Below are 19034 nucleotides of genomic sequence, written 5' to 3'. Positions count from 1 at the left end.
TGTTTTCACTTTATTTCACCATTATATTGATTCATGATATTCTCAAATTTTTCGTTTTGAATAAATGCCTCTACTGCATCAGCAACATGTGCAATCACCGGTTGCATGATTTTCATTTCCTCAGCAGAGAATTTTTGTAATACATAATCAACGACAGGGATACGTGATGAACGGTCAATCCCGATACGAATACGCTTAAATTCTTGTGTTCCTAAATGTTGAATGAGTGATTTAATGCCATTATGACCACCCGCACTGCCTTTTTGACGAAGGCGTATATGCCCTTGCGCAAGATCTAAATCGTCATAAAGCACTAATATATCCTCCACTTCAATATTATAATAATCCATAAGTGGACGCACCGCCTCACCCGATAAATTCATATATGTGAGGGGTTCTAAAAATACGACTTTCTCACCAAATAAACGCGCGACAGTGTATGCACCGCGAAATTTCTGCTTGTTTAGTTTTAAATCATGAAGCTCTATAAGATGGTCAATCACTTCAAAACCAATGTTATGGCGTGTTTGTTCGTATTTTTTGCCAACGTTCCCTAAGCCGACGATGAGTTTCATCATGTATCCTCCTTGAAATCATCTATTTTACAGTTTAATCATATTCCATACTAACACAAAATAGGTCATAGACGAGAATTAAACACTATCACAGGGTTGGCACTTATAAGTTCAATTTTTGCTTCTAACACCCTAGACATCTTAGTTGCGGAATCTATCTATAGGCTGTTTTAAATTGCTTTATATTTTGCTTCCGTAATGACTCAATAGTTATAAGGGTGAATCAAAATGCCAATAAAGTTTATGAACAAAATGCTTTTAGGTTCATAAACTCGTTGTGTTCCTATCTTATTAATCAATGCACACGTATGCGCACGCCGTATACCTAAACACAAAAAAGACATAATAACGGCACTAGGCACGTTATTATGTCTAACAAGTGGATAAAGATTACGCTTCTTTATCTTCTTTTTCTTCTGAATCTTCTTCGCCTTCTTCAGTAGATTCACCGATAACTTCTGGTTCAGCAGTTTCAGCGTCACCTTCCATAGCAGCGATTTCTTCTTCAGTTGGCTCTTCAGTCGGTGCAACAACGGATACAACTGTTTCGTCTGCAGCTGTTTCAATTGTGAAGTCACCAGATACTTTAATGTCAGCAACTGATAAGCTGTCGTTAACGTCTAATTCTGTAACGTCAACTTCGATTGATTCAGGAATGTTATCAGGTGTAGCAGTTACTTCGATGTTGAATAATGGTTGTTCAACAACGCCACCTTCACTTGCACCTTTCGCTTCACCAACTAAGCTTACAGGTACTTCTACAGTACGCTCTTCGCTCATGTTGATTGCTAAGAAGTCGATGTGAGTGATTTGGTTTTTAAGTGGATCAAATTGGTAATCAGATACCATAACTTTGATTTCTTTTGAACCAACGCCTAATTGAATAACACCGTTACGTCCAACTTCACGGATTAATTTGATGAATTCTACTTCATCAACTTTTACAGATACGTTTTTAGTACCGTATCCATAAACAACTGCTGGTACTTTACCTGCTTCACGGATTTTGCGTAATTCACCGCGTGTTTGTTTACCTTTACGAATAATAGACTTTAAAGAAGCCATATTTCGTTTCCACCTTTCTTGATGCACTTATGTGCAAGCACTTGCCCATCAACTGTGCGTCGCTTGCAAGTGTGTATTTGTCCGTTATGACACGAACAGAAGTATTTTACACAAATTTAACAATTAAGTCAACACCGATTAATCAAATAATACACTTACTGATTCGCGTTCGTATACACGTACAATCGCTTGTGCAAGAAGTTCAGCCACTGACAATTCAATGATATTGCTTGGCTTTTGATCGTCTTTAAGTTGAATCGAGTTCGTCACAATTAATTCTTTAATCGCTGAATTTTCAATACGCTCTTTAGCTGGACCAGATAATACTGGGTGTGTGCAACATGCATAAACTTCTGTCGCACCTTTGTCTTTTAAAGCTTGTGCTGCGAGCGTAATTGTCCCTGCTGTATCGATAATATCGTCGATAATAATTGCTGTGCGCCCTTCAATTTCACCGACAATATTCATGACTTCGGCAACATTTGGTTTTGGACGACGTTTATCAATAATCGCGATTGGTGTTTTTAAGAAGTCTGCAAGTTTACGTGCACGTGTCACACCACCGTGGTCTGGAGAAACAACCACATATTTATCTGGATCAATGTCTTTATTATTTAAGAAGTAATCCGCTAAAATAGGTACACCCATTAAGTGATCGATTGGAATATCGAAGAATCCTTGAATTTGTGGCGCATGAAGGTCTAATGCAATCATGCGGTCAGCGCCAGCAGTTTCGAATAAATCTGCCACTAATTTTGCTGTAATCGGTTCACGACTACGCGCTTTACGATCTTGACGTGCATAACCATAATACGGTACCACGATAGAAATGTTCGCCGCTGATGCACGTTTACATGCATCAATCATAATTAAAAGTTCCATTAAATGAACGTTTACAGGGTTAGATGTAGGTTGAATAATAAAGACGTCACAACCACGAATACTTTCTTCGATATTGATTTGAATTTCACCATCACTAAAACGTTTAACTGTACATTTACCTAATTCAACACCAACGTGATCTGCTACTTCTTGAGCAAGGGGTTCATTACCTTTCAACGAGAAAATTTTTAAAGACGAATTTTTATATTCGGTGTTTAACATGTTTTATCCTCCAATATAATTTAGGGTTTATGAATTGATATGTTTTAAGCATCTTATCGCTTTGAAAGTCTATTTCTCTTTGTTTAAATATCCAGGTTTCGTTGTTTGTCTTGCACGTGCGAGTGCCAAACTTTCTTCCGGAACATTATCAGTAATTGTGGAACCAGCAGCAATTAACGCACCATCACCAACGGATACAGGCGCAACTAAGTTTGTGTTACATCCAATAAAAGCATCTTTGCCTACAATTGTTTTGAACTTATTCACACCATCATAGTTCACCGTAATTGATCCACAACCAATATTCGTGCGTGCACCGATTTCAGCGTCTCCAATGTAGCTTAAATGAGATACTTTCGCACCATCGTCAAGACGCGCTTTTTTAATTTCAACAAAGTTGCCCACTTTTGTTTCTGCGCCTAAATCACTGCCCGGTCTAAGTTGTGCGAATGGACCAATTTTAGAATTCCGACCTACTTTTGCTTCAGAAATAACGGATTGTTTAATTGTAACGCCATCTTCAATTACGCTGTCATGGATTTCAGAATACTGACCTACAACCACATCTTCACCAATCACTGTATTTCCTGAAAGTTTAACGCCTGCTTCAATCACAGTATCTGCACCAATTTTCACATCCGCACCGATATGCGTAGTAGCAGGATCAAGTAGTGTCACACCATTGCGCATATGCATGTGATTTGTGCGTGTACGATATAGTTGTTCTGCACGACTTAACGCAACACGATCATTAACACCTAAAATGTCATCAAAATGATTTGTGTGGTAAATCGCAACCTTTCCTGATTGTTGTAAAATCAAAGTCAAGACTTGTGGCAAATAATATTCACCTTGAGCATTGTGATTGTCAACGTCTTTTAATAATGTAAATAACGTTTGGTTATCAAATGCAAATATTCCCGAACTAATTTCCGTAATTTGTTTTTCCTCATCGTTTGCGTCTTTTTCTTCAACGATGCGTTTAAGTGCGCCACTACTAGAATCACGCACTATTCTACCGTATCCAAATGGTTGCGCTGTCGTTGCGGACAATACTGTTGCCTGTGCTTCAGATGCCTCATGGTGTGCAATGAGTTGCGTTAATGTCTCACCAGTAATAAGCGGTGTATCACCACAAACAACAATCGTTGTACCTGTTAAGTGTCCCAAATGCGCTTCGGCTTGTTGCACCGCATGCGCTGTTCCGAGTTGTTCTTGTTGAAAACTGTACTTAGAAACGTCCCCTAATGTTTCTTTCACGCTTTCAGCACCGTGTCCTACAATTGTAACGATATTATCAATACCTGTTGATTTCACTTGATCGATAACATGGGCAATCATAGGCTTTCCAGCCACTTCATGAAGCACTTTGAACTTCTTAGACTTCATGCGTGTACCTTTACCAGCTGCTAAAACGACTGCATGTTTTTGCATGGAATGAACCCTCCAGTTTTTTTACACTTCTATACAATTATAATTTATGCGAACTGTCACTTTCAAGGAGTAAAAGAAGAATTGAAGTTTCATGCGCGTAAATATTTAAGCATTCGATGCGTTGAAGACGCATAACCTCTGAAATGATATCCCATTACAACTAAAAAAATAATTTTTAAAATGGTGTATAGCAACACCATTTGCGTTCAATTATTTGAAGCACTTATATCCATGATGACATGATGTATCCATTAGCATACTTTCATGAAGTAATCAAAACTTTCAAGATAAACGGGCATATCACAAGAAAAGGGTTTTGAAGTTACCTTTTTATAACTTCAAAACCCTGTGTATAGGACTGAAAATTACGCTTCAGCGTTATTTTCAGATTCTTCTTTATTGTCATCATTCTGAGCAGGAATGACTTCATCAGTCTCTTCATATACTTTCATTACTGCATCCTGAATTTCTTGACGCATTTCTGAATTGATTGGATGCGCAATGTCGCGGAATTCACCATCTGGTGTACGTTTGCTTGGCATTGCTACGAAAAGTCCTGAATTGCCTTCAATGACGCGCAAGTCATGGATAACGAATGATTCGTCAAGTGTAATAGACACGAGCGCTTTCATTCTTCCATCTGTTTGTATTTTTCTAAGTCTGACATCTGTCACTTTCATGTAGTGAGCCCCCCATAGTATATAAGTTAGAAAATGTAGTGATTTAAGAAGTTCAAGTGTATATTATACATCCTTTACTTCAGCGATGACTTCGATTTCAATTTTAACATCTTTTGGCAAACGTGCCACTTCAACTGCACTTCTCGCCGGTTTATGCGACGTAAAGTACGTGCCGTAAACATCGTTCACCTTTTGGAAATGTTCCATATCGGATAAGAAAACGAGCACTTTCACAACGTGATCTAAATCAGATCCTGCTGCTTCTAGTACAGCTTTCAAATTTTCAAACACTTGTTTAGTTTGTGCCTCAACATCATCACTTACAATATTACCTTCTAAATTTAAAGGTATTTGCCCTGACGTATAGACCATACCATTGACAATAGATGCATGTGAATAGGGTCCAACTGTAGCAGGCGCTTTATCTGTGTTAATTGTTTGCATAACGATAAACGCTCCTTTTTAATTATTAAATTTAGAAAGGCTATTCCCCGCTTCGACTTTAAACGCTTGGTTATACTCATCGACATCGGACAACCGTACTAAGGAAGTATAGTCCTCTATTAATCTTTGCTTGACTTCTTTAGATTCTACAAGTACCGATACCCCTTTTACTTCAGCCTTAAACTCATTCATTAAATTGATTACACCATTAATCGAACCACCCGCACGCATGAAGTCATCTACAATTAAAACTTTTGAGTGTTCTTTTAGTGTACGTTTAGATAATACCATTGTTTCGATTTTTCGTGTTGAACCTGATACATAATTTATTGAAACAGTGGACCCTTCAGTCACTTTATTATCTTTACGTATCACGACAACTGGTAAATTCAATACACTCGCGACCGCATTGGCTAGCGATATCCCTTTCGTTGCGATAGTTACGACCGCATCCAAATCTTCATGCATATAAATCGTCGCAATAAGTTTACCCACTTGTTTTAAAAGCGGTGGATTGCCTACTAAATCTGATAAAAATAAATAGCCTCCAGGCAGTAACCTTTCTTTTTCTTGAAGTAAGTGGATTAATTCTTCAATCACTGCTTCCGCCTCTGCTTTTTGCATTTCAGGTCTGTAGCGCACACCACCACTCGCACCTGCCACCGTTTCTATCGTTCCAAGTCCTTCTTCAATAAGCGTATCTTTAATGATTTGGACATCTTCACTAATTGATGACTTTGCTTGTTTAAACTTCGTTACAAAAAACGTGAGTGGCACGAGCTTATTCGGGTTGTTAATTAAATATTGTGTCATGAAGACGATACGTTCACTTCTTTTATATCTCATGCATCATCAATTCCTTTCAAAAATCATCCTAATGTACGCACTAAATACACATCGTTACAGCATCCACAAATGGCATTATAAATATGACGTGCTTGGCGTTCTCGTTGCGCAAAACCGTACACAGTGGGACCACTGCCACTCATCAACGCACCATCCGCACCATTGTTTAACATGTTCTCTTTTATTTTTTGAATTTCAGGTTGTAAGGCCATAGAAACTGGTTCCAAACGATTGGATAAACTTTGACATACACCTAAGTAATCTTGCTGTTTAATCGCATCCATACATGCTGATGTATGCACATCAAATGGAAGGTTCAAATTAAGACCATTATAAATTTCTGGTGTGGACAACCCAGCTTGCGGTTTCGCGACAATGACCCAACATGAAGGTGGTCGATCGAGTAACGTAATTTTTTCACCGCGACCTTGGCATAAAGCAGTCGTTCCGTAAACGCAAAATGGAATATCAGACCCTATTTCTGCCGATAACGCACTTAATTCATCCAAACTTCTATTCAATTCAAATAGACGATTCATCCCACGCATTGTTGCAGCGGCATCACTAGAACCACCTGCCAAACCGGCAGCAACCGGAATGTTTTTCTCTAAAGTAATCGTCACGCCTTCTTTAATCTGATAGGCTTCTTTCATTAAAAGTGCCGCACGATAAGCTAAATTACGATCATCCGATGGAATATACGTTTCATCAACGTGAAGTACGATTTTATCATCATGACGCTTTTCAAAAGATAATCGATCATTTAAATCAATAGTCGTCATAATCATTTCCACTTCGTGATAACCGTCTTCTCGCTTAAATAATGTATCTAACGTTAAATTAATTTTAGCAGGAGCCGTTTCATAAATCATACTATCATTTCCTCTTTTTAAATGGTATTACTGTGATTTTACCATAACTCCATTAATGATGGAGGCGCTCATAAGCTAAATATTTAAAAAGTAACCAAATCTAACTTTTGGCATTATCAATCATTCATTTATTCTAATTAATAATAAATACAACACTTCTTATGACGTCGCACACTAAAAAAGAGCGAGACGATGAAATCCACTCCTAAAGATTCCATTCCCACTCTCAAATATGTACAACTTATCAATCAAATAAGTATTATTGCGCCGCTGCTTCTTGTTGTAAGTCTTCCTCTACAAATGATACGTGTACATTTTCAGTAAGTACATCCGCATAAGTATAGGACACTCGTTCGAAGTTGTGCTTATCTTGGTCTAATTCAACAATGAACACAGAAGGATATGTTTCTTTTAACACACCAGAACGTTCAATTGTTTTTTTACGTCCCCCATTAGCTTTTAGTACAATACGATTTCCTAACTGACAATCAAGACGATTTTTGATGTCTATAATAGATTTCGGCATATTGCTCCACCTCGCTACTAGTGTAGTATAACACATTTAGGGCGTTGAGGTCAAATAAAATTTTAATTTTATCAATGCCAGTTTAGAAAGTCAATCATTTTATAATGTCAATTTTGGGAAATTTTCCAACTCTGCATACAAACGTGCATATTCTTGTATAGAAAGCGTTTCGCCACGGCGTTTAGGATCAATTCCAGCGGCTTCTAGCCATGCCATAATTTCCGTTTTCAAACTTTTACCATTTTGAAATACATTTTGATAGTTATTAAAAATGGTTTTTCGACGTTGTCCAAATGCACCTTTCGTCAATTTAAAAAATTGTTGTTCACTGTTCACTTGGACGATAGGTGTCGACCGTTTCATTAATTTAACTACAATCGAATCAACATTCGGTGGTGGCATAAAGACCGTTTTAGGCACTGTAAGTACGCGAGACGTTTCAGTATAGTATTGCGCTACGATAGATAATGAGCCATATGCTTTTGTCCCAACAGCCGCATTTAAGCGTTCCCCGACTTCTTTTTGCATCATGACAACGTAACCATCAATATTTAAGTTAGACTCGAGTAACGATAATAGAATTGGCGTTGTAATATAGTAAGGTAAATTAGCAACAACCATAATTTTGTCGCAATCCGCTAAATGCGTGTTTATCGCTGTTTTGACATCTGCTTTTAAAATATCTTCGTTAATCACTGTTACATTGTCGTATGGTGATAATGTATCTTTTAAAACAGGAATGAGACGTTGATCAATTTCAAAAGCCATGACGTGTTTAGCGTTTTTAGCAAGTTGCTCAGTTAACGATCCCATACCCGGTCCCACTTCGATGACTCCTGTGCGTTCGTCGATACCACTCGCATGAATAATATTATTGATAATATTTACATCAATTAAAAAGTTTTGACCTAAGCTCTTTTTAAAACTAAAGCCATATTGTTCTAGTAATGCACGGGTGCGGGTTGGGGTAGCGATATCTTTCTCATGCATAATGTGTTACTCCTCTTCTCCTAATGCGCGGCGCACGTCTTGTTCTGTATAACCAAACGCATTGAGTTTCTTTAATAATTGTTTCCCATTTGAATGACCAATGTGTAGTTGACGTCCAACTATGTCACGGCGACGTCTTGCATCTGGACCAATGATAAGTCCCAAATCAATCAGTGTCGCTTTATCGATTGTTTCTTCAGATTCTGATAAAGGTGAAGAAACATGCATTAACGCCTCACGAATAGCATCAAATGACGCATGTTCCACACCAATTTTACCACGTTTATTTTTCGCTTTTTCGCGGTCAATATAGGCATGTTTGACACCTGGCACAGCATCGCGAATGGTATTGCGAATTTTATCACCCGGGAAATCCGGATCGGTAAGTACGATGACACCTCGTGTCTCTTGCGCTTTACGAATAACATCTAAGCACGCACGGTCAATCGCACTGCCATTCGTCTCAATCGTATCACATTCAACAGCACGTTGGACGCGTTCAGTGTCGTCACGACCCTCTACAACGATAAATTCATTTATTTTCACTTAGGCACCTCTTTTTAACTCAAGTTAAACAAGCGTTCTGCATTTTGAGTAGTTTGTTGCGCTACTTCTTCATATGAAATGCCGCGTAATTCAGCGATTTGTTGTGCGACGAGCGTCACATGAGCAGGTTCATTACGTTTACCGCGATATGGATGCGGTGTTAAAAATGGGGCATCTGTCTCTACTAACAGACGATCTAACGGTACATGTTTCGCCACTTCTTTCGGTTGTTTCGCATTTTTAAACGTTACTGGGCCACCAAGTGAAATGTGAAAGTTTAGTTTTTGTGTGACAACATCTGCAATTTCTGGTGAACCACTAAAACTATGCATGATGCCCCCTACCTCTTCAGCATGTTCTTCTAATAAAATGTCGATACAATCTTGCGTTGCATCTCTGTTGTGAATCACAATCGGTAATTTCACACGTTTGGCTAATGCAATTTGTTTTCTAAATACCTCTTTTTGAATCTCTTTCGGTGATTTATCCCAATGGTAATCTAAGCCCATTTCACCTATACCAATAACTTTTGGGTGTTGCGATAAGGATTCAATCCAATCTAAACGCTCATCTGTACAATCTATCGCATCCACTGGGTGCCAACCGATAATGGCGTAAATAAAATCATAGTCATCAATTAATTTCATCGCACGTTCAATCGTTTTTGTATCAAAACCTACTACAAACATGCGATCTACACCCGCGTCTCGCGCACGGTCAATGACCGCTTCTAAATCTTCATCATATTGATCCGCATTTAAATGTACGTGTGTATCGATTAACATTGTCATTCCTCCTATGTCGTATTAAAGGGGTGAGACTGGCATCAAATTATGAACTATTTGATGTGCATGTCCCACCCCTAAGTGTCTTTCAATTTAGCCTCAATGCAAAATAAGGTTCATTTCAGTTGCTAATTTATGCGTACCTTATCATTTCAGATGGGAATTACTTAATAATTGCACCATTAGGAACCGCATTAGGTAAGCTCACTAAAGACAATACGCCGTCTTTTTCAGCAGATAAAATCATACCTTCTGATTTTTGTCCCATTAATTTTGCAGGTTTTAAATTTGTAACAACCGCCACTTTTTTACCAATAATATCTTCAGGTTGATAAAATTTCGCAATACCCGATACAATTTGGCGTTGTTCATGGTCTAAATCGACTTGAATTTTTAATAATTTATCCGATTTTTTTACATTTTCAGCATCAATAATTGTTGCTGCTTTAATTTCAACTTTATCAAAATCTTTAATATCAATTTGTGCTTTCGCCGGTACATCTTCTACTTCAGGTTTAGGGGGTTGCATACTTGCTTTTATATATTCCACTTCAGCAGCCACATCTAAACGTGGGAAAATTGGCGTTGGTTTAGAAGAGACCGTAATGTCGTCTTTAAGTTGACCGTAAGCTTTTAAGCTATCAAATTCATGTAAAGCTTGATCTTGAATGTTTAATTGGTCAAAAATTTGATACGGTGCATGCGTTAAGAATGGACGTAACAACACAGCGGCATAACGAATGTTTTCAACTAAATGTGCCATAACATTACCAAGCATCTCTTTTTGCGTATCATCTTTTGCTAACACCCAAGGCGTCGTTTCGTCGATATATTTATTGGTACGGCTAATAAACTTCCACACCGTCGCTAATGCTACAGAAAACTGTAAGTTATCCATACTTTCATGATATGCGTTCACAGTATCTAATGCCATCTGTTCCATATCTTTATCAAGTTCGTGTTGTGGCCCTTGATAAGCTGGTAATTGACCGTCAAAATATTTATTAATCATTGAAATCGTACGGTTCACAAGATTTCCTAAATCATTAGCTAAATCATAGTTCGTACGTTCAACGAAAGCCTCAGGTGTAAAGACACCATCTGAACCAAATGGCAATTCACGCATGAGATAATAACGTGTCGCATCTAAACCATAACGATCGATAAGCACATTCGGATCCATGACGTTACCTTTAGATTTACTCATTTTACCATCTTTCATTAAAATCCAACCGTGCGCAAACACTTTTTTAGGTAGTGGGACATCCAATGCCATTAAAATAATCGGCCATATAATTGAATGGAAACGTACAATCTCTTTTGCCATAAGATGAATGTCAGCCGGCCAATATTTTTTAAACATTTCATCTTCGTCTGTTAAATAACCTAGCGCTGAAATGTAGTTTACAAGCGCATCAAGCCATACATAAACGACGTGCTTTGGGTTTGATGGTACTTTTACACCCCAGTCAAACGAGGTACGTGACACCGCTAAATCATCTAACCCAGGTTTTATAAAGTTATTGATCATCTCATTTTTACGAGATGGAGGCTGAATAAAATCAGGATGTTCATCATAAAATGCAAGTAAACGATCTGTATATTTCGAGAGTTTAAAGAAATAACTTTCTTCTTTTACAAGCTCTACCTCATGACCTGAATCCGGACTTTTACCACCGACAATTTTGCCATTTTCATATACAGGTTCAACCAATTGTGTTTCAGTATAGTACGTTTCATCCGGAACAGAATACCAACCTTCGTACTCGCCAAGGTAAATATCACCTTGTTCTAGTAACTTTTCAAAAATTTTCTCAACAACTTCTGTATGACGTTTTTCAGTCGTACGAATGAAGTCGTCATTAGAAATATCAAGTTTTTTCCATAACGCTTTAATGCTATCAATCATGCTATCTAAATACTCTATTTCAGACTGGCCTGCTTTTTGAGCTTTTTCTTGTATTTTCTGTCCATGCTCATCTGTTCCCGTTAAATAGCGTACATCGTATCCTTGTAAACGTTTGTAACGTGCAATAACGTCCCCTGCTACAGTAGAGTATGCATGGCCAATGTGTAAATTACCGCTTGGATAATAAATCGGTGTAGTAATATAAAATGTATCTTTTACCATCAGCGCTCCTCCTCATTTCTTATCTTATCTAATATATCTAAAATCGCTGTCTTTTTCAATCCACCAACGATACATCTTGCCGAATTGATGTCATAGGTTATACCTCTATATCATGATAGACATTGTATATCGTTTTGCTCGACATCTCCCGATCTTTTGCGACTTGTTTAATCGCTTGTTTGGGCTTCATATTTTGCTGAATATAATGGTCTACATGATCTTCTATGGAGAGTGACTCAAACCACTTTGTCGTTTCAATCGCCTCTTGTCCTTCGATAAGAATGACGAACTCACCTTTTAAAGGAATCGTATCATCTAGTTATACTAATAACGCTTTCACTTTTGCTGTTGTAATTTGTTCAAATTTCTTCGTTAATTCACGCCCGAGGGTGATGTGTCTTTCAGGGTCAATGTCATGAATGACTTCTAACGTATCTTTGACACGATAAGGAGATTCATATAATAACAACGTGCTCTCTTGAAACATACGCACTTCTAAAATTGCTTTCTTCTCGCGTGCTTTTCGTGGCAAAAATCCTAGAAATGTATATACAAAAGAGGGTAACCCACTCGCCATTAATGCGGTTAAACCCGCATTAGCACCAGGAATAGGCGTTACTGGAATCTTCGCTCCGCGTGCTTGCAAGACCAGTTCGTAACCAGGATCGGATATTAACGGCAACCCTGCATCAGAGACGAGTGCGACTGATTTACCGTCTAACAACGTTTTGATTAACGCTGTAGTTATGTGGTCTTTATTATGATCATGATAGGATTGTAATGGCGTTGATATGTCGAAATGATGGCAAAGTTTTTTAGTGACACGCGTATCCTCACATGCAATTAAATCTACTGTTTTAAGTGTGTCAATCGCCCGAAAGGTCATGTCATCCAAATTACCGATGGGAGTTCCCACTAAATATAAATGTGTCATGCTAAGTCTCCTTTTATGAGTCGTAATTTCGCATCACGACTTAATTGTTTAATGGCATGTTCTCGTTTTAACGCTTCTGATTTTGTGTCAAAGCATTCTTGATACATCAATTGAACAGGACGACGTGTTTTTGTATATTTAGCCCCTTTACCTTCATTATGTTTCGCGATACGTGCTTCGATATTCGTTGTATAACCCGTATAGAGCGAGGCATCTTTACACTGAACGATATAAATATAATGGTTAGCCATAATACACCGCCTTCATCTCATCCGTATACGCACCAGAAGCATCATAAATATAAAAAGGGGGCGCAAGTTTTAATCCTTCATTGCCACCTTTACGACCTTCAACAACAATTGTTTGCGCATCTTTTCCAGGTTTACTATATATCATATGTAACTGTTTTGGTTCTATAGCGTAACGGCGCATAGATTCAAAAATATCTAACACACGTTCTGCGCGATGCACCATCATCAGTCGGCCACCTTGTTTCAATGCATGACCACTGACGCGAATACAGTCATCTAACGTACAATACACCTCATGTCGCGCGATTTTATGTGCTTCAATTTGGTGTTGATTCATTTGATTGATTTTAAAATACGGTGGATTACATGTGATTAAATCGAAGGATGAAGGTTTAAAACGACGTGTGACATTCTGTATATCATCATGAAGGATGTCAATGCGTGATGATACATCATTATACGCTACACTACGTTGAGCCATATCAACCAGCGTTGGTTGAATCTCAATACCTGTAATATGATTGGATCCTTTTGCGGACAATAATAGTGGAATCACACCATTTCCTGTACATAAATCTAAAATGCGATCACGCGTTCTTGGTTTTGTAAAATGCCCAAGAAGTAACGCATCGGTTGAAAAAGAAAATACTGCATCGTTTTGAATAATTCGCAAATTTTCTTTGACCAAATAATCTAAACGCTCGCCCTGTCGTAACACTCTGCCACCTCTTATCGTTTTTCCACCATATCTCAATTCGAATTACTCATGGTCTCGCTTACTATTTAATACATTTAAACAAAATATACAGTCTTCACCTTTCCGATGTTTACCGAATACATCATGACAAATATGAAAACCTTCGTGGTATAATTTCGCAAAATATTCACGACTTTGAAGTTGTTTTGTGGCACGTTTTTTCACTTTCGTCGCCTCTTGCTCTGAAGTCGCTTGTTGTTGATGTAATAATGATTTCAAATGATCATTTTCCGTTTGTAATGCCACATTTTCTTCAACAAGTTCTACCGTTAATGCTTTAAGTTGTTGCATATTTTCTTGAATCAACATCACATTTTGCTCGAGTTGCATTAAGCGGTCGAAAAGTTCATTTCGATCCAATGGCCCTCCTCCTTAATTCATTGTTTTTAATTCTTCAATATGATATTCCAACGTTTGTTCGTATCCTTCAACTTTAACGTGCATCGTTACATTAATGACATTTAAACTTACAACTTCTCCACGACCTTCAGGTGTATCAATGACGTCACCTACGTCAGGAAGTTGTTCACGTGCAGCTTCATACATGTCATCTTCATATTTCAAGCAACACATTAAACGCCCACAAGCGCCTGATATTTTCGATGGATTCAATGATAAGTTTTGATCTTTCGCCATTTTGATAGACACAGGTTCAAAGTCACCTAAAAATGTAGAGCAACATAATGAGCGCCCACATGGACCGATACCACCTAAAAGTTTCGCTTCATCACGCACACCGATTTGTCTTAATTCTATACGCGTTTTTAATTTTTGCGCCAGTAAACGTACCAATTTACGGAAATCAATACGCTCGTCTGCAGTGAAATTAAAAATCACTTTAGAGCGGTCTAACGTATACTCACAATTCACTAAACGCATGTCTAGTTCAAGTTCAGATACAAACGTTTTACATAAAGCTAACGCTTCATCGGCAGCAACTTCATTTGCTTCATGCGCATTAAGATCTTCTTCTGTGGCCACACGTAACACAGGCTTTAAAGGTTGTGCCACATCTTCACCATTAATTGCTTTTGGTTCATGTTTGACCATCCCCATTTCATAACCGCGTTGAGATTCTACTACAACACGTGTACCTTCATCTAAGTCACCCGGACAAGGTGCGTAATATTCTAAGGTATTGGCCTTTTTAAAATAAACACCTACTACCATGCACATGTGCATCACCCCTTCACTTTAATTGCAATTTGCTCAAATACAAGTGTCGGATTTACATTTTGATTGAGCTTTTTATGTGCTTCAGTAATTTGTTCGATAATGTAGGTTAAGTGGCGATAACTTAATTGTTGCGCACGTGATTCATAATAAGATTGTAGTTCTGAAAATGTAATGCGCGAGGTCATGCCTGATTTGACATACATCATGTCTTGAAAATACGCATTAATCCCCGCCAATGCCAGTAGTTGGAGCCGACGATTTTTCGCATGTTTTAACAACTCCACAATACCTATTAATGCCATCTCACGTTGCTTCAACAAACGCTCACACCATTGTAATAGTTGTTTGCGCAATTGTGTTAAATCATATTCCTCATTTAATTGACGTGCCTCTTCAAACTGTGTCGTATATGTACTTAATAATTCAGCCACCGGCTTCGACACTTCCTCGTGCGCAACAAGGCGTTCAATAAACGTGTGACGATGCATCGGTTTAAAATAGACATGTTGGCATCTTGAATGTATCGTGTCTAAAATTTGTTCCGGTTTAGATGAAATGAGTATCGCAATTGTATTAGAAGGCGGTTCCTCCAAAAATTTTAAAATACTATTTTCACCTTGCACAGTTAAACGTTCAAAATCTTGAATAATATAAACTTTATAGTCACTTTCGATTGGCAATTGATTCATATGGTGCACAAGTTGCTCAATGCGTTCCTTTTTAATTGTTGTTTCATCTGTTTTGACATAATGAAAATCAGGATGATTGCGCGCTTCTATTTTAGTTTTGCATTGGTCGTTGTCTTGACATAAAATATTCATCGCAAAGGCCTCAGCCGTTTCGATCATCGTTTCTAAATCATCACCTTCAAATAGATAGGCATGTGAAAGCTTTTCATTCGCATAAGCTTTTAATAATTGATCTATTTCTTTCATGTCACAACTCCTTTATCTTCCATCCTGATGATTTGAATTAATTTAAAAATCATCTAATAAAACACATATTTAAAGAAAAAAGGTTGGACAGTCGTATACACCGCCTTAAAGACCCGCATACGCCGCCACAACCTTCGTTATCATCTAAAATTGGTGAAACGATTCGACTGGCATTACAAAAACGGTTGCCCCGCCTACTTCTACTTCAACTGGGTAAGGAATGTACGAATCCGCACTGCCACCCATCGGTGTAATTGGAGAAACCAATTGCTCGCGGTTTCCACATGTTTGACTAATCACTTCGAGTATATCGTCTACACGATCATCATCCACACCACTTAAGAATGTTGTGTTCCCTGCGCGTAAAAAACCACCTGTTGAAGCGAGTTTTGTTGCTCTAAAATTATTTTCGACGAGTCGGTCAGAGAGTTCTTGACTGTCTTGGTCTTGAACAATTGCAATTATCATTTTCATAGTCTCATGCACCTCTTGAACAATATTATATCATATGTCACGTCAACACTCATGGATGAATCACAAAATTCAAATGGATGTGTTCATTACATTATAAACTATTTTTTACACTTAAAACATGATGTATTTTGTTTTGTATTGAATGACTTACTGTGCTAAACGTTGCTTAATAACCATTAACACATCTTGGATTACAGCATCAATTGACTGCGTCGCATCAATCACTTCATAACGTTTTGGATGACTTTGAATCAATTGTTGATACCCATCGATTACACGTGCATGAAATGCTTTATCTTCTTTATCAAGACGATTTTGAGCACGCTGATTTTGCATAATACGCGCTTGCCCCACTTCTGCAGGAATATCTAAATATAACGTTAAATCAGGCGCATGACCTTCTATCGCAAAATCATTAATTGTTTGAATCGCTTCCACCCCAATTTTACGCGCATAGCCTTGATAAGCAAGTGAGCTGTCTATAAAACGATCGCAAATCACCGTAATGCCTTTATCGAGCGCAGGTAACACTTTTTCTACAAGATGTTCACGACGGGCTGCTGCAAACAATAATGCCTCAGTACGTGGATCCATCGCATCTCCTTCTAATAAAATGTTACGTATGGCTTCTGCTGTTTTAACCCCGCCTGGTTCACGCGTAGCAATCACATCATAATCTTTCGAAAGTTGCTCCACCACTGCTTTTAAAACGGTTGTTTTCCCAGAGCCTTCAGGTCCTTCTATCGTAATAAATAATGCCATGTTAGTCATCCTTCACTTTAATTTTACCTTCACTAAGTCCTTCTACACGAAGCCCTCTTTTATGCCAATAGTCTATTAATTTTATCATAGATGCGTTCATTTTTTCTCCCTTTAATAAAGTAGGGATACCTGGAGGATATACAATGAGATGTTGGGCTAAAATTGCACCTTCAGCATCAAGATAATGGACATCACGCACCCGGTCAAATACGTCAGGCATATAGACACCCTCTTCTTTATATAGCACATTTGGCATCAACCTCTGATTATTGATGCTATGGGGCAAATTCAGTTGACGAATACGGTGCAATAACGCATTCATAGGAAATGTATCCCCCTCGTGCCATAGTGGCAATATCCATAACACATGTTTCTCATCTGCAAGTTCTACATAAATATGCTCAGCTTCCATCAGTTGTTGAAGTTCATAGCCCGATAATGCAGGGTGATGAATCAACAATTTTAATGGATCATCCACTTGTGTGAGGCTTAAATGCTTTTCCTGTAGCGCTTGAATCACTTTTGTACGATGTTCAAAAAAGTAGTCGCTTTGATAAGATTGATAAAAACCGTTTGCTGATTCTAAACTCGCCATCAATAAATAGGATGGACTTGAAGATTGAAAAGTTTGTAAGAGATGCGTCACAATGTCACGTTGCGGTGCTTTTTTATGGATATACAATACCGAACTCATCGTTAAACTTGGTAACGTTTTATGAAAAGACTGCACCACATAATCTGCACCATAGTTTAAAGCAGAATTGGGAAATCCTTGAATATCAAAATGCGCCCCATGAGCCTCATCTACGAGTACGGGAATATGCTGTTGATGAAAGTGTTGTATCGTAGATTGGATGTCGAACGTTTGGCCATAATAATTGGGATACGTGAGAACAGCTAATTTTCCACAGTATAAATGAGAGGGAGAAAATATTGGTTTTACATATTGAAGTGTATTATTGTCGACCTCAGTTGGTAAAATACTGGCACGTTGATGACCTAAATCTAGCGCATTAAAGACAGATTTATGAACATTGCGCGCCATAATAACGTCACCTGGCACATTGCAAAACGCATGTATGACCGACAAAATACCACTCGTCGTTCCATTAACGAGATAAAATGCATCGTAATCCTCATGACGTTGAATCATCTGCATACTTTCTTTTAAAACACCTTCCGCATGATGCAAATCGTCAAAACCTGTAATTTCAGTGATATCATTCTTCCCATTTACATATGACAAATCACCGATGGTTGCGTTCTTATGTCCAGGTACATGCATCGAAATCGGTGCTGTTTTCGACCATGTTTCTAGTTGTTTATTCAAAGGTCCTTTCATCAAAATTCTCCTTTTCCCTCATTTTAAATTAATCCTATCACGCTTTTGTTCGCTTGCCTATGCATGAATGTTCGACAATTAAGTGAATATACTTCAAAAACACGTACATACGTTCTATAATACAACTGAGGTGAAAAACATGGACATACATTTAGATTGGAATAAAGATTTCCAAGAATTTCAAGACATTCTAAATTCAGGTATTCATCCCAAATGGTTATATGCTGCAACAACGAATTTAATTTTAGAACCTGCTTATACAGGCCAAGGAAAACAATTCTTTTATACAAAAGATATTATAAAAGCAAGTGAACGTATGCCGTTTTTTTGAGCCACTCACTTGCTATCAAGATTTACAGCTAGATAAACGAAGAACCCCAAGTACAATTTGTACTTGGGGTTCGT

General features: G+C 38.0%; 22 protein-coding genes and 1 pseudogene. 1 reads left to right on the top strand and 22 read right to left on the bottom strand.

The window, feature by feature from the left end:
* Window positions 1–5 precede the first annotated feature (5 nt).
* The 22 genes and pseudogenes from pth to G8Y85_RS03940 all read right to left on the bottom strand — a co-directional run bounded on the left by pth (window position 6) and on the right by G8Y85_RS03940 (window position 18629).
* Window positions 6–575, bottom strand: a complete 570-nt coding sequence (gene pth, locus G8Y85_RS04045) for an aminoacyl-tRNA hydrolase (protein WP_165805476.1) — start codon at window positions 573–575, stop codon at window positions 6–8.
* A gap of 390 nt (window positions 576–965) precedes the next feature.
* Window positions 966–1640, bottom strand: coding sequence for a 50S ribosomal protein L25/general stress protein Ctc (locus G8Y85_RS04040; RefSeq protein ID WP_060552300.1), 675 nt, complete (start codon window positions 1638–1640; stop codon window positions 966–968).
* A gap of 138 nt (window positions 1641–1778) precedes the next feature.
* Window positions 1779–2744, bottom strand: a complete 966-nt coding sequence (locus G8Y85_RS04035; RefSeq protein WP_037567998.1) for a ribose-phosphate diphosphokinase — start codon at window positions 2742–2744, stop codon at window positions 1779–1781.
* A gap of 69 nt (window positions 2745–2813) precedes the next feature.
* Complete coding sequence (gene glmU / locus G8Y85_RS04030) at window positions 2814–4178, bottom strand: bifunctional UDP-N-acetylglucosamine diphosphorylase/glucosamine-1-phosphate N-acetyltransferase GlmU (protein ID WP_060552299.1); 1365 nt, start codon at window positions 4176–4178, stop codon at window positions 2814–2816.
* Window positions 4179–4543: 365 nt separating this feature from the next.
* Window positions 4544–4858 carry a septation regulator SpoVG gene (spoVG, locus tag G8Y85_RS04025; RefSeq protein ID WP_037568088.1) on the bottom strand — a complete coding sequence of 105 codons (315 nt, stop codon included), beginning with the start codon at window positions 4856–4858 and terminating at the stop codon, window positions 4544–4546.
* 63 nt (window positions 4859–4921) lie between these two features.
* Window positions 4922–5302, bottom strand: a complete 381-nt coding sequence (locus G8Y85_RS04020; protein ID WP_165805468.1) for a RidA family protein — start codon at window positions 5300–5302, stop codon at window positions 4922–4924.
* An 18-nt stretch (window positions 5303–5320) separates the two neighbouring features.
* The gene (gene purR, locus G8Y85_RS04015; RefSeq protein WP_037568092.1) at window positions 5321–6148 is read right to left on the bottom strand and encodes a pur operon repressor; all 828 of its coding nucleotides are present in this window, start codon (window positions 6146–6148) and stop codon (window positions 5321–5323) included.
* A gap of 23 nt (window positions 6149–6171) precedes the next feature.
* Window positions 6172–7020 (bottom strand): 4-(cytidine 5'-diphospho)-2-C-methyl-D-erythritol kinase, encoded by an 849-nt coding sequence (ispE, locus tag G8Y85_RS04010; protein WP_060552298.1) that lies wholly within the window; start codon window positions 7018–7020, stop codon window positions 6172–6174.
* Between the two features lie 259 nt (window positions 7021–7279).
* The gene (gene veg / locus G8Y85_RS04005) at window positions 7280–7546 is read right to left on the bottom strand and encodes a biofilm formation stimulator Veg (RefSeq protein ID WP_037568096.1); all 267 of its coding nucleotides are present in this window, start codon (window positions 7544–7546) and stop codon (window positions 7280–7282) included.
* 99 nt (window positions 7547–7645) lie between these two features.
* Window positions 7646–8539, bottom strand: coding sequence for a 16S rRNA (adenine(1518)-N(6)/adenine(1519)-N(6))-dimethyltransferase RsmA (gene rsmA, locus G8Y85_RS04000; protein WP_342448003.1), 894 nt, complete (start codon window positions 8537–8539; stop codon window positions 7646–7648).
* A gap of 3 nt (window positions 8540–8542) precedes the next feature.
* Entirely contained in the window at window positions 8543–9082 is a 540-nt protein-coding gene (gene rnmV, locus G8Y85_RS03995) for a ribonuclease M5 (protein ID WP_037568101.1), read from the bottom strand.
* A 14-nt stretch (window positions 9083–9096) separates the two neighbouring features.
* The gene (locus G8Y85_RS03990; protein WP_085622953.1) at window positions 9097–9867 is read right to left on the bottom strand and encodes a TatD family hydrolase; all 771 of its coding nucleotides are present in this window, start codon (window positions 9865–9867) and stop codon (window positions 9097–9099) included.
* A 163-nt stretch (window positions 9868–10030) separates the two neighbouring features.
* Entirely contained in the window at window positions 10031–11998 is a 1968-nt protein-coding gene (metG, locus tag G8Y85_RS03985) for a methionine--tRNA ligase (protein WP_165805466.1), read from the bottom strand.
* A gap of 97 nt (window positions 11999–12095) precedes the next feature.
* Window positions 12096–12932 (bottom strand): annotated as a pseudogene (gene rsmI, locus G8Y85_RS03980) (16S rRNA (cytidine(1402)-2'-O)-methyltransferase).
* Window positions 12929–13183, bottom strand: a complete 255-nt coding sequence (locus G8Y85_RS03975) for a GIY-YIG nuclease family protein (protein ID WP_165805465.1) — start codon at window positions 13181–13183, stop codon at window positions 12929–12931. The pseudogene rsmI and the gene G8Y85_RS03975 overlap by 4 nt, the downstream one beginning before the upstream one ends.
* The gene (locus G8Y85_RS03970) at window positions 13176–13901 is read right to left on the bottom strand and encodes a methyltransferase (protein WP_165805464.1); all 726 of its coding nucleotides are present in this window, start codon (window positions 13899–13901) and stop codon (window positions 13176–13178) included. Before G8Y85_RS03970 ends, G8Y85_RS03975 begins: the two co-directional genes overlap by 8 nt.
* 42 nt (window positions 13902–13943) lie before the next feature.
* Complete coding sequence (gene yabA, locus G8Y85_RS03965; RefSeq protein WP_165805463.1) at window positions 13944–14300, bottom strand: DNA replication initiation control protein YabA; 357 nt, start codon at window positions 14298–14300, stop codon at window positions 13944–13946.
* A 12-nt stretch (window positions 14301–14312) separates the two neighbouring features.
* Window positions 14313–15116 carry a PSP1 domain-containing protein gene (locus tag G8Y85_RS03960; protein WP_060552291.1) on the bottom strand — a complete coding sequence of 268 codons (804 nt, stop codon included), beginning with the start codon at window positions 15114–15116 and terminating at the stop codon, window positions 14313–14315.
* Between the two features lie 5 nt (window positions 15117–15121).
* Window positions 15122–16051, bottom strand: coding sequence for a DNA polymerase III subunit delta' C-terminal domain-containing protein (locus tag G8Y85_RS03955; protein WP_060552290.1), 930 nt, complete (start codon window positions 16049–16051; stop codon window positions 15122–15124).
* 144 nt (window positions 16052–16195) lie between these two features.
* Complete coding sequence (locus G8Y85_RS03950; RefSeq protein WP_037568119.1) at window positions 16196–16525, bottom strand: cyclic-di-AMP receptor; 330 nt, start codon at window positions 16523–16525, stop codon at window positions 16196–16198.
* 147 nt (window positions 16526–16672) lie between these two features.
* Window positions 16673–17287, bottom strand: coding sequence for a dTMP kinase (gene tmk / locus G8Y85_RS03945; protein ID WP_060552289.1), 615 nt, complete (start codon window positions 17285–17287; stop codon window positions 16673–16675).
* Window position 17288: 1 nt separating this feature from the next.
* Window positions 17289–18629, bottom strand: a complete 1341-nt coding sequence (locus G8Y85_RS03940; protein ID WP_165805462.1) for an Orn/Lys/Arg family decarboxylase — start codon at window positions 18627–18629, stop codon at window positions 17289–17291.
* Window positions 18630–18768: 139 nt separating this feature from the next.
* Between G8Y85_RS03940 and G8Y85_RS03935 the strand changes: the two genes are divergently transcribed.
* Complete coding sequence (locus G8Y85_RS03935; RefSeq protein ID WP_037568125.1) at window positions 18769–18960, top strand: hypothetical protein; 192 nt, start codon at window positions 18769–18771, stop codon at window positions 18958–18960.
* The last annotated feature ends 74 nt before the right edge of the window (window positions 18961–19034 follow it).

Source organism: Staphylococcus sp. 11007852, from assembly GCF_011394325.1.
Taxonomy (GTDB): domain Bacteria; phylum Bacillota; class Bacilli; order Staphylococcales; family Staphylococcaceae; genus Staphylococcus; species Staphylococcus agnetis.
This window is presented reverse-complemented; position numbering and strand designations above follow the sequence as displayed.

What these genes read in the sequence shown, in the direction of transcription:
- pth (WP_165805476.1), bottom strand. Translation starts at nt 575, where the DNA reads ATGAAACTCATCGTCGGCTTAGGGAACGTTGGCAAAAAATACGAACAA.
- G8Y85_RS04040 (WP_060552300.1), bottom strand. Translation starts at nt 1,640, where the DNA reads ATGGCTTCTTTAAAGTCTATTATTCGTAAAGGTAAACAAACACGCGGT.
- G8Y85_RS04035 (WP_037567998.1), bottom strand. Translation starts at nt 2,744, where the DNA reads ATGTTAAACACCGAATATAAAAATTCGTCTTTAAAAATTTTCTCGTTG.
- glmU (WP_060552299.1), bottom strand. Translation starts at nt 4,178, where the DNA reads ATGCAAAAACATGCAGTCGTTTTAGCAGCTGGTAAAGGTACACGCATG.
- spoVG (WP_037568088.1), bottom strand. Translation starts at nt 4,858, where the DNA reads ATGAAAGTGACAGATGTCAGACTTAGAAAAATACAAACAGATGGAAGA.
- G8Y85_RS04020 (WP_165805468.1), bottom strand. Translation starts at nt 5,302, where the DNA reads ATGCAAACAATTAACACAGATAAAGCGCCTGCTACAGTTGGACCCTAT.
- purR (WP_037568092.1), bottom strand. Translation starts at nt 6,148, where the DNA reads ATGAGATATAAAAGAAGTGAACGTATCGTCTTCATGACACAATATTTA.
- ispE (WP_060552298.1), bottom strand. Translation starts at nt 7,020, where the DNA reads ATGATTTATGAAACGGCTCCTGCTAAAATTAATTTAACGTTAGATACA.
- veg (WP_037568096.1), bottom strand. Translation starts at nt 7,546, where the DNA reads ATGCCGAAATCTATTATAGACATCAAAAATCGTCTTGATTGTCAGTTA.
- G8Y85_RS03990 (WP_085622953.1), bottom strand. Translation starts at nt 9,867, where the DNA reads ATGTTAATCGATACACACGTACATTTAAATGCGGATCAATATGATGAA.
- metG (WP_165805466.1), bottom strand. Translation starts at nt 11,998, where the DNA reads ATGGTAAAAGATACATTTTATATTACTACACCGATTTATTATCCAAGC.
- G8Y85_RS03975 (WP_165805465.1), bottom strand. Translation starts at nt 13,183, where the DNA reads ATGGCTAACCATTATATTTATATCGTTCAGTGTAAAGATGCCTCGCTC.
- G8Y85_RS03960 (WP_060552291.1), bottom strand. Translation starts at nt 15,116, where the DNA reads ATGTGCATGGTAGTAGGTGTTTATTTTAAAAAGGCCAATACCTTAGAA.
- G8Y85_RS03955 (WP_060552290.1), bottom strand. Translation starts at nt 16,051, where the DNA reads ATGAAAGAAATAGATCAATTATTAAAAGCTTATGCGAATGAAAAGCTT.
- G8Y85_RS03950 (WP_037568119.1), bottom strand. Translation starts at nt 16,525, where the DNA reads ATGAAAATGATAATTGCAATTGTTCAAGACCAAGACAGTCAAGAACTC.
- tmk (WP_060552289.1), bottom strand. Translation starts at nt 17,287, where the DNA reads ATGGCATTATTTATTACGATAGAAGGACCTGAAGGCTCTGGGAAAACA.
- G8Y85_RS03940 (WP_165805462.1), bottom strand. Translation starts at nt 18,629, where the DNA reads ATGAAAGGACCTTTGAATAAACAACTAGAAACATGGTCGAAAACAGCA.
- G8Y85_RS03935 (WP_037568125.1), top strand. Translation starts at nt 18,769, where the DNA reads ATGGACATACATTTAGATTGGAATAAAGATTTCCAAGAATTTCAAGAC.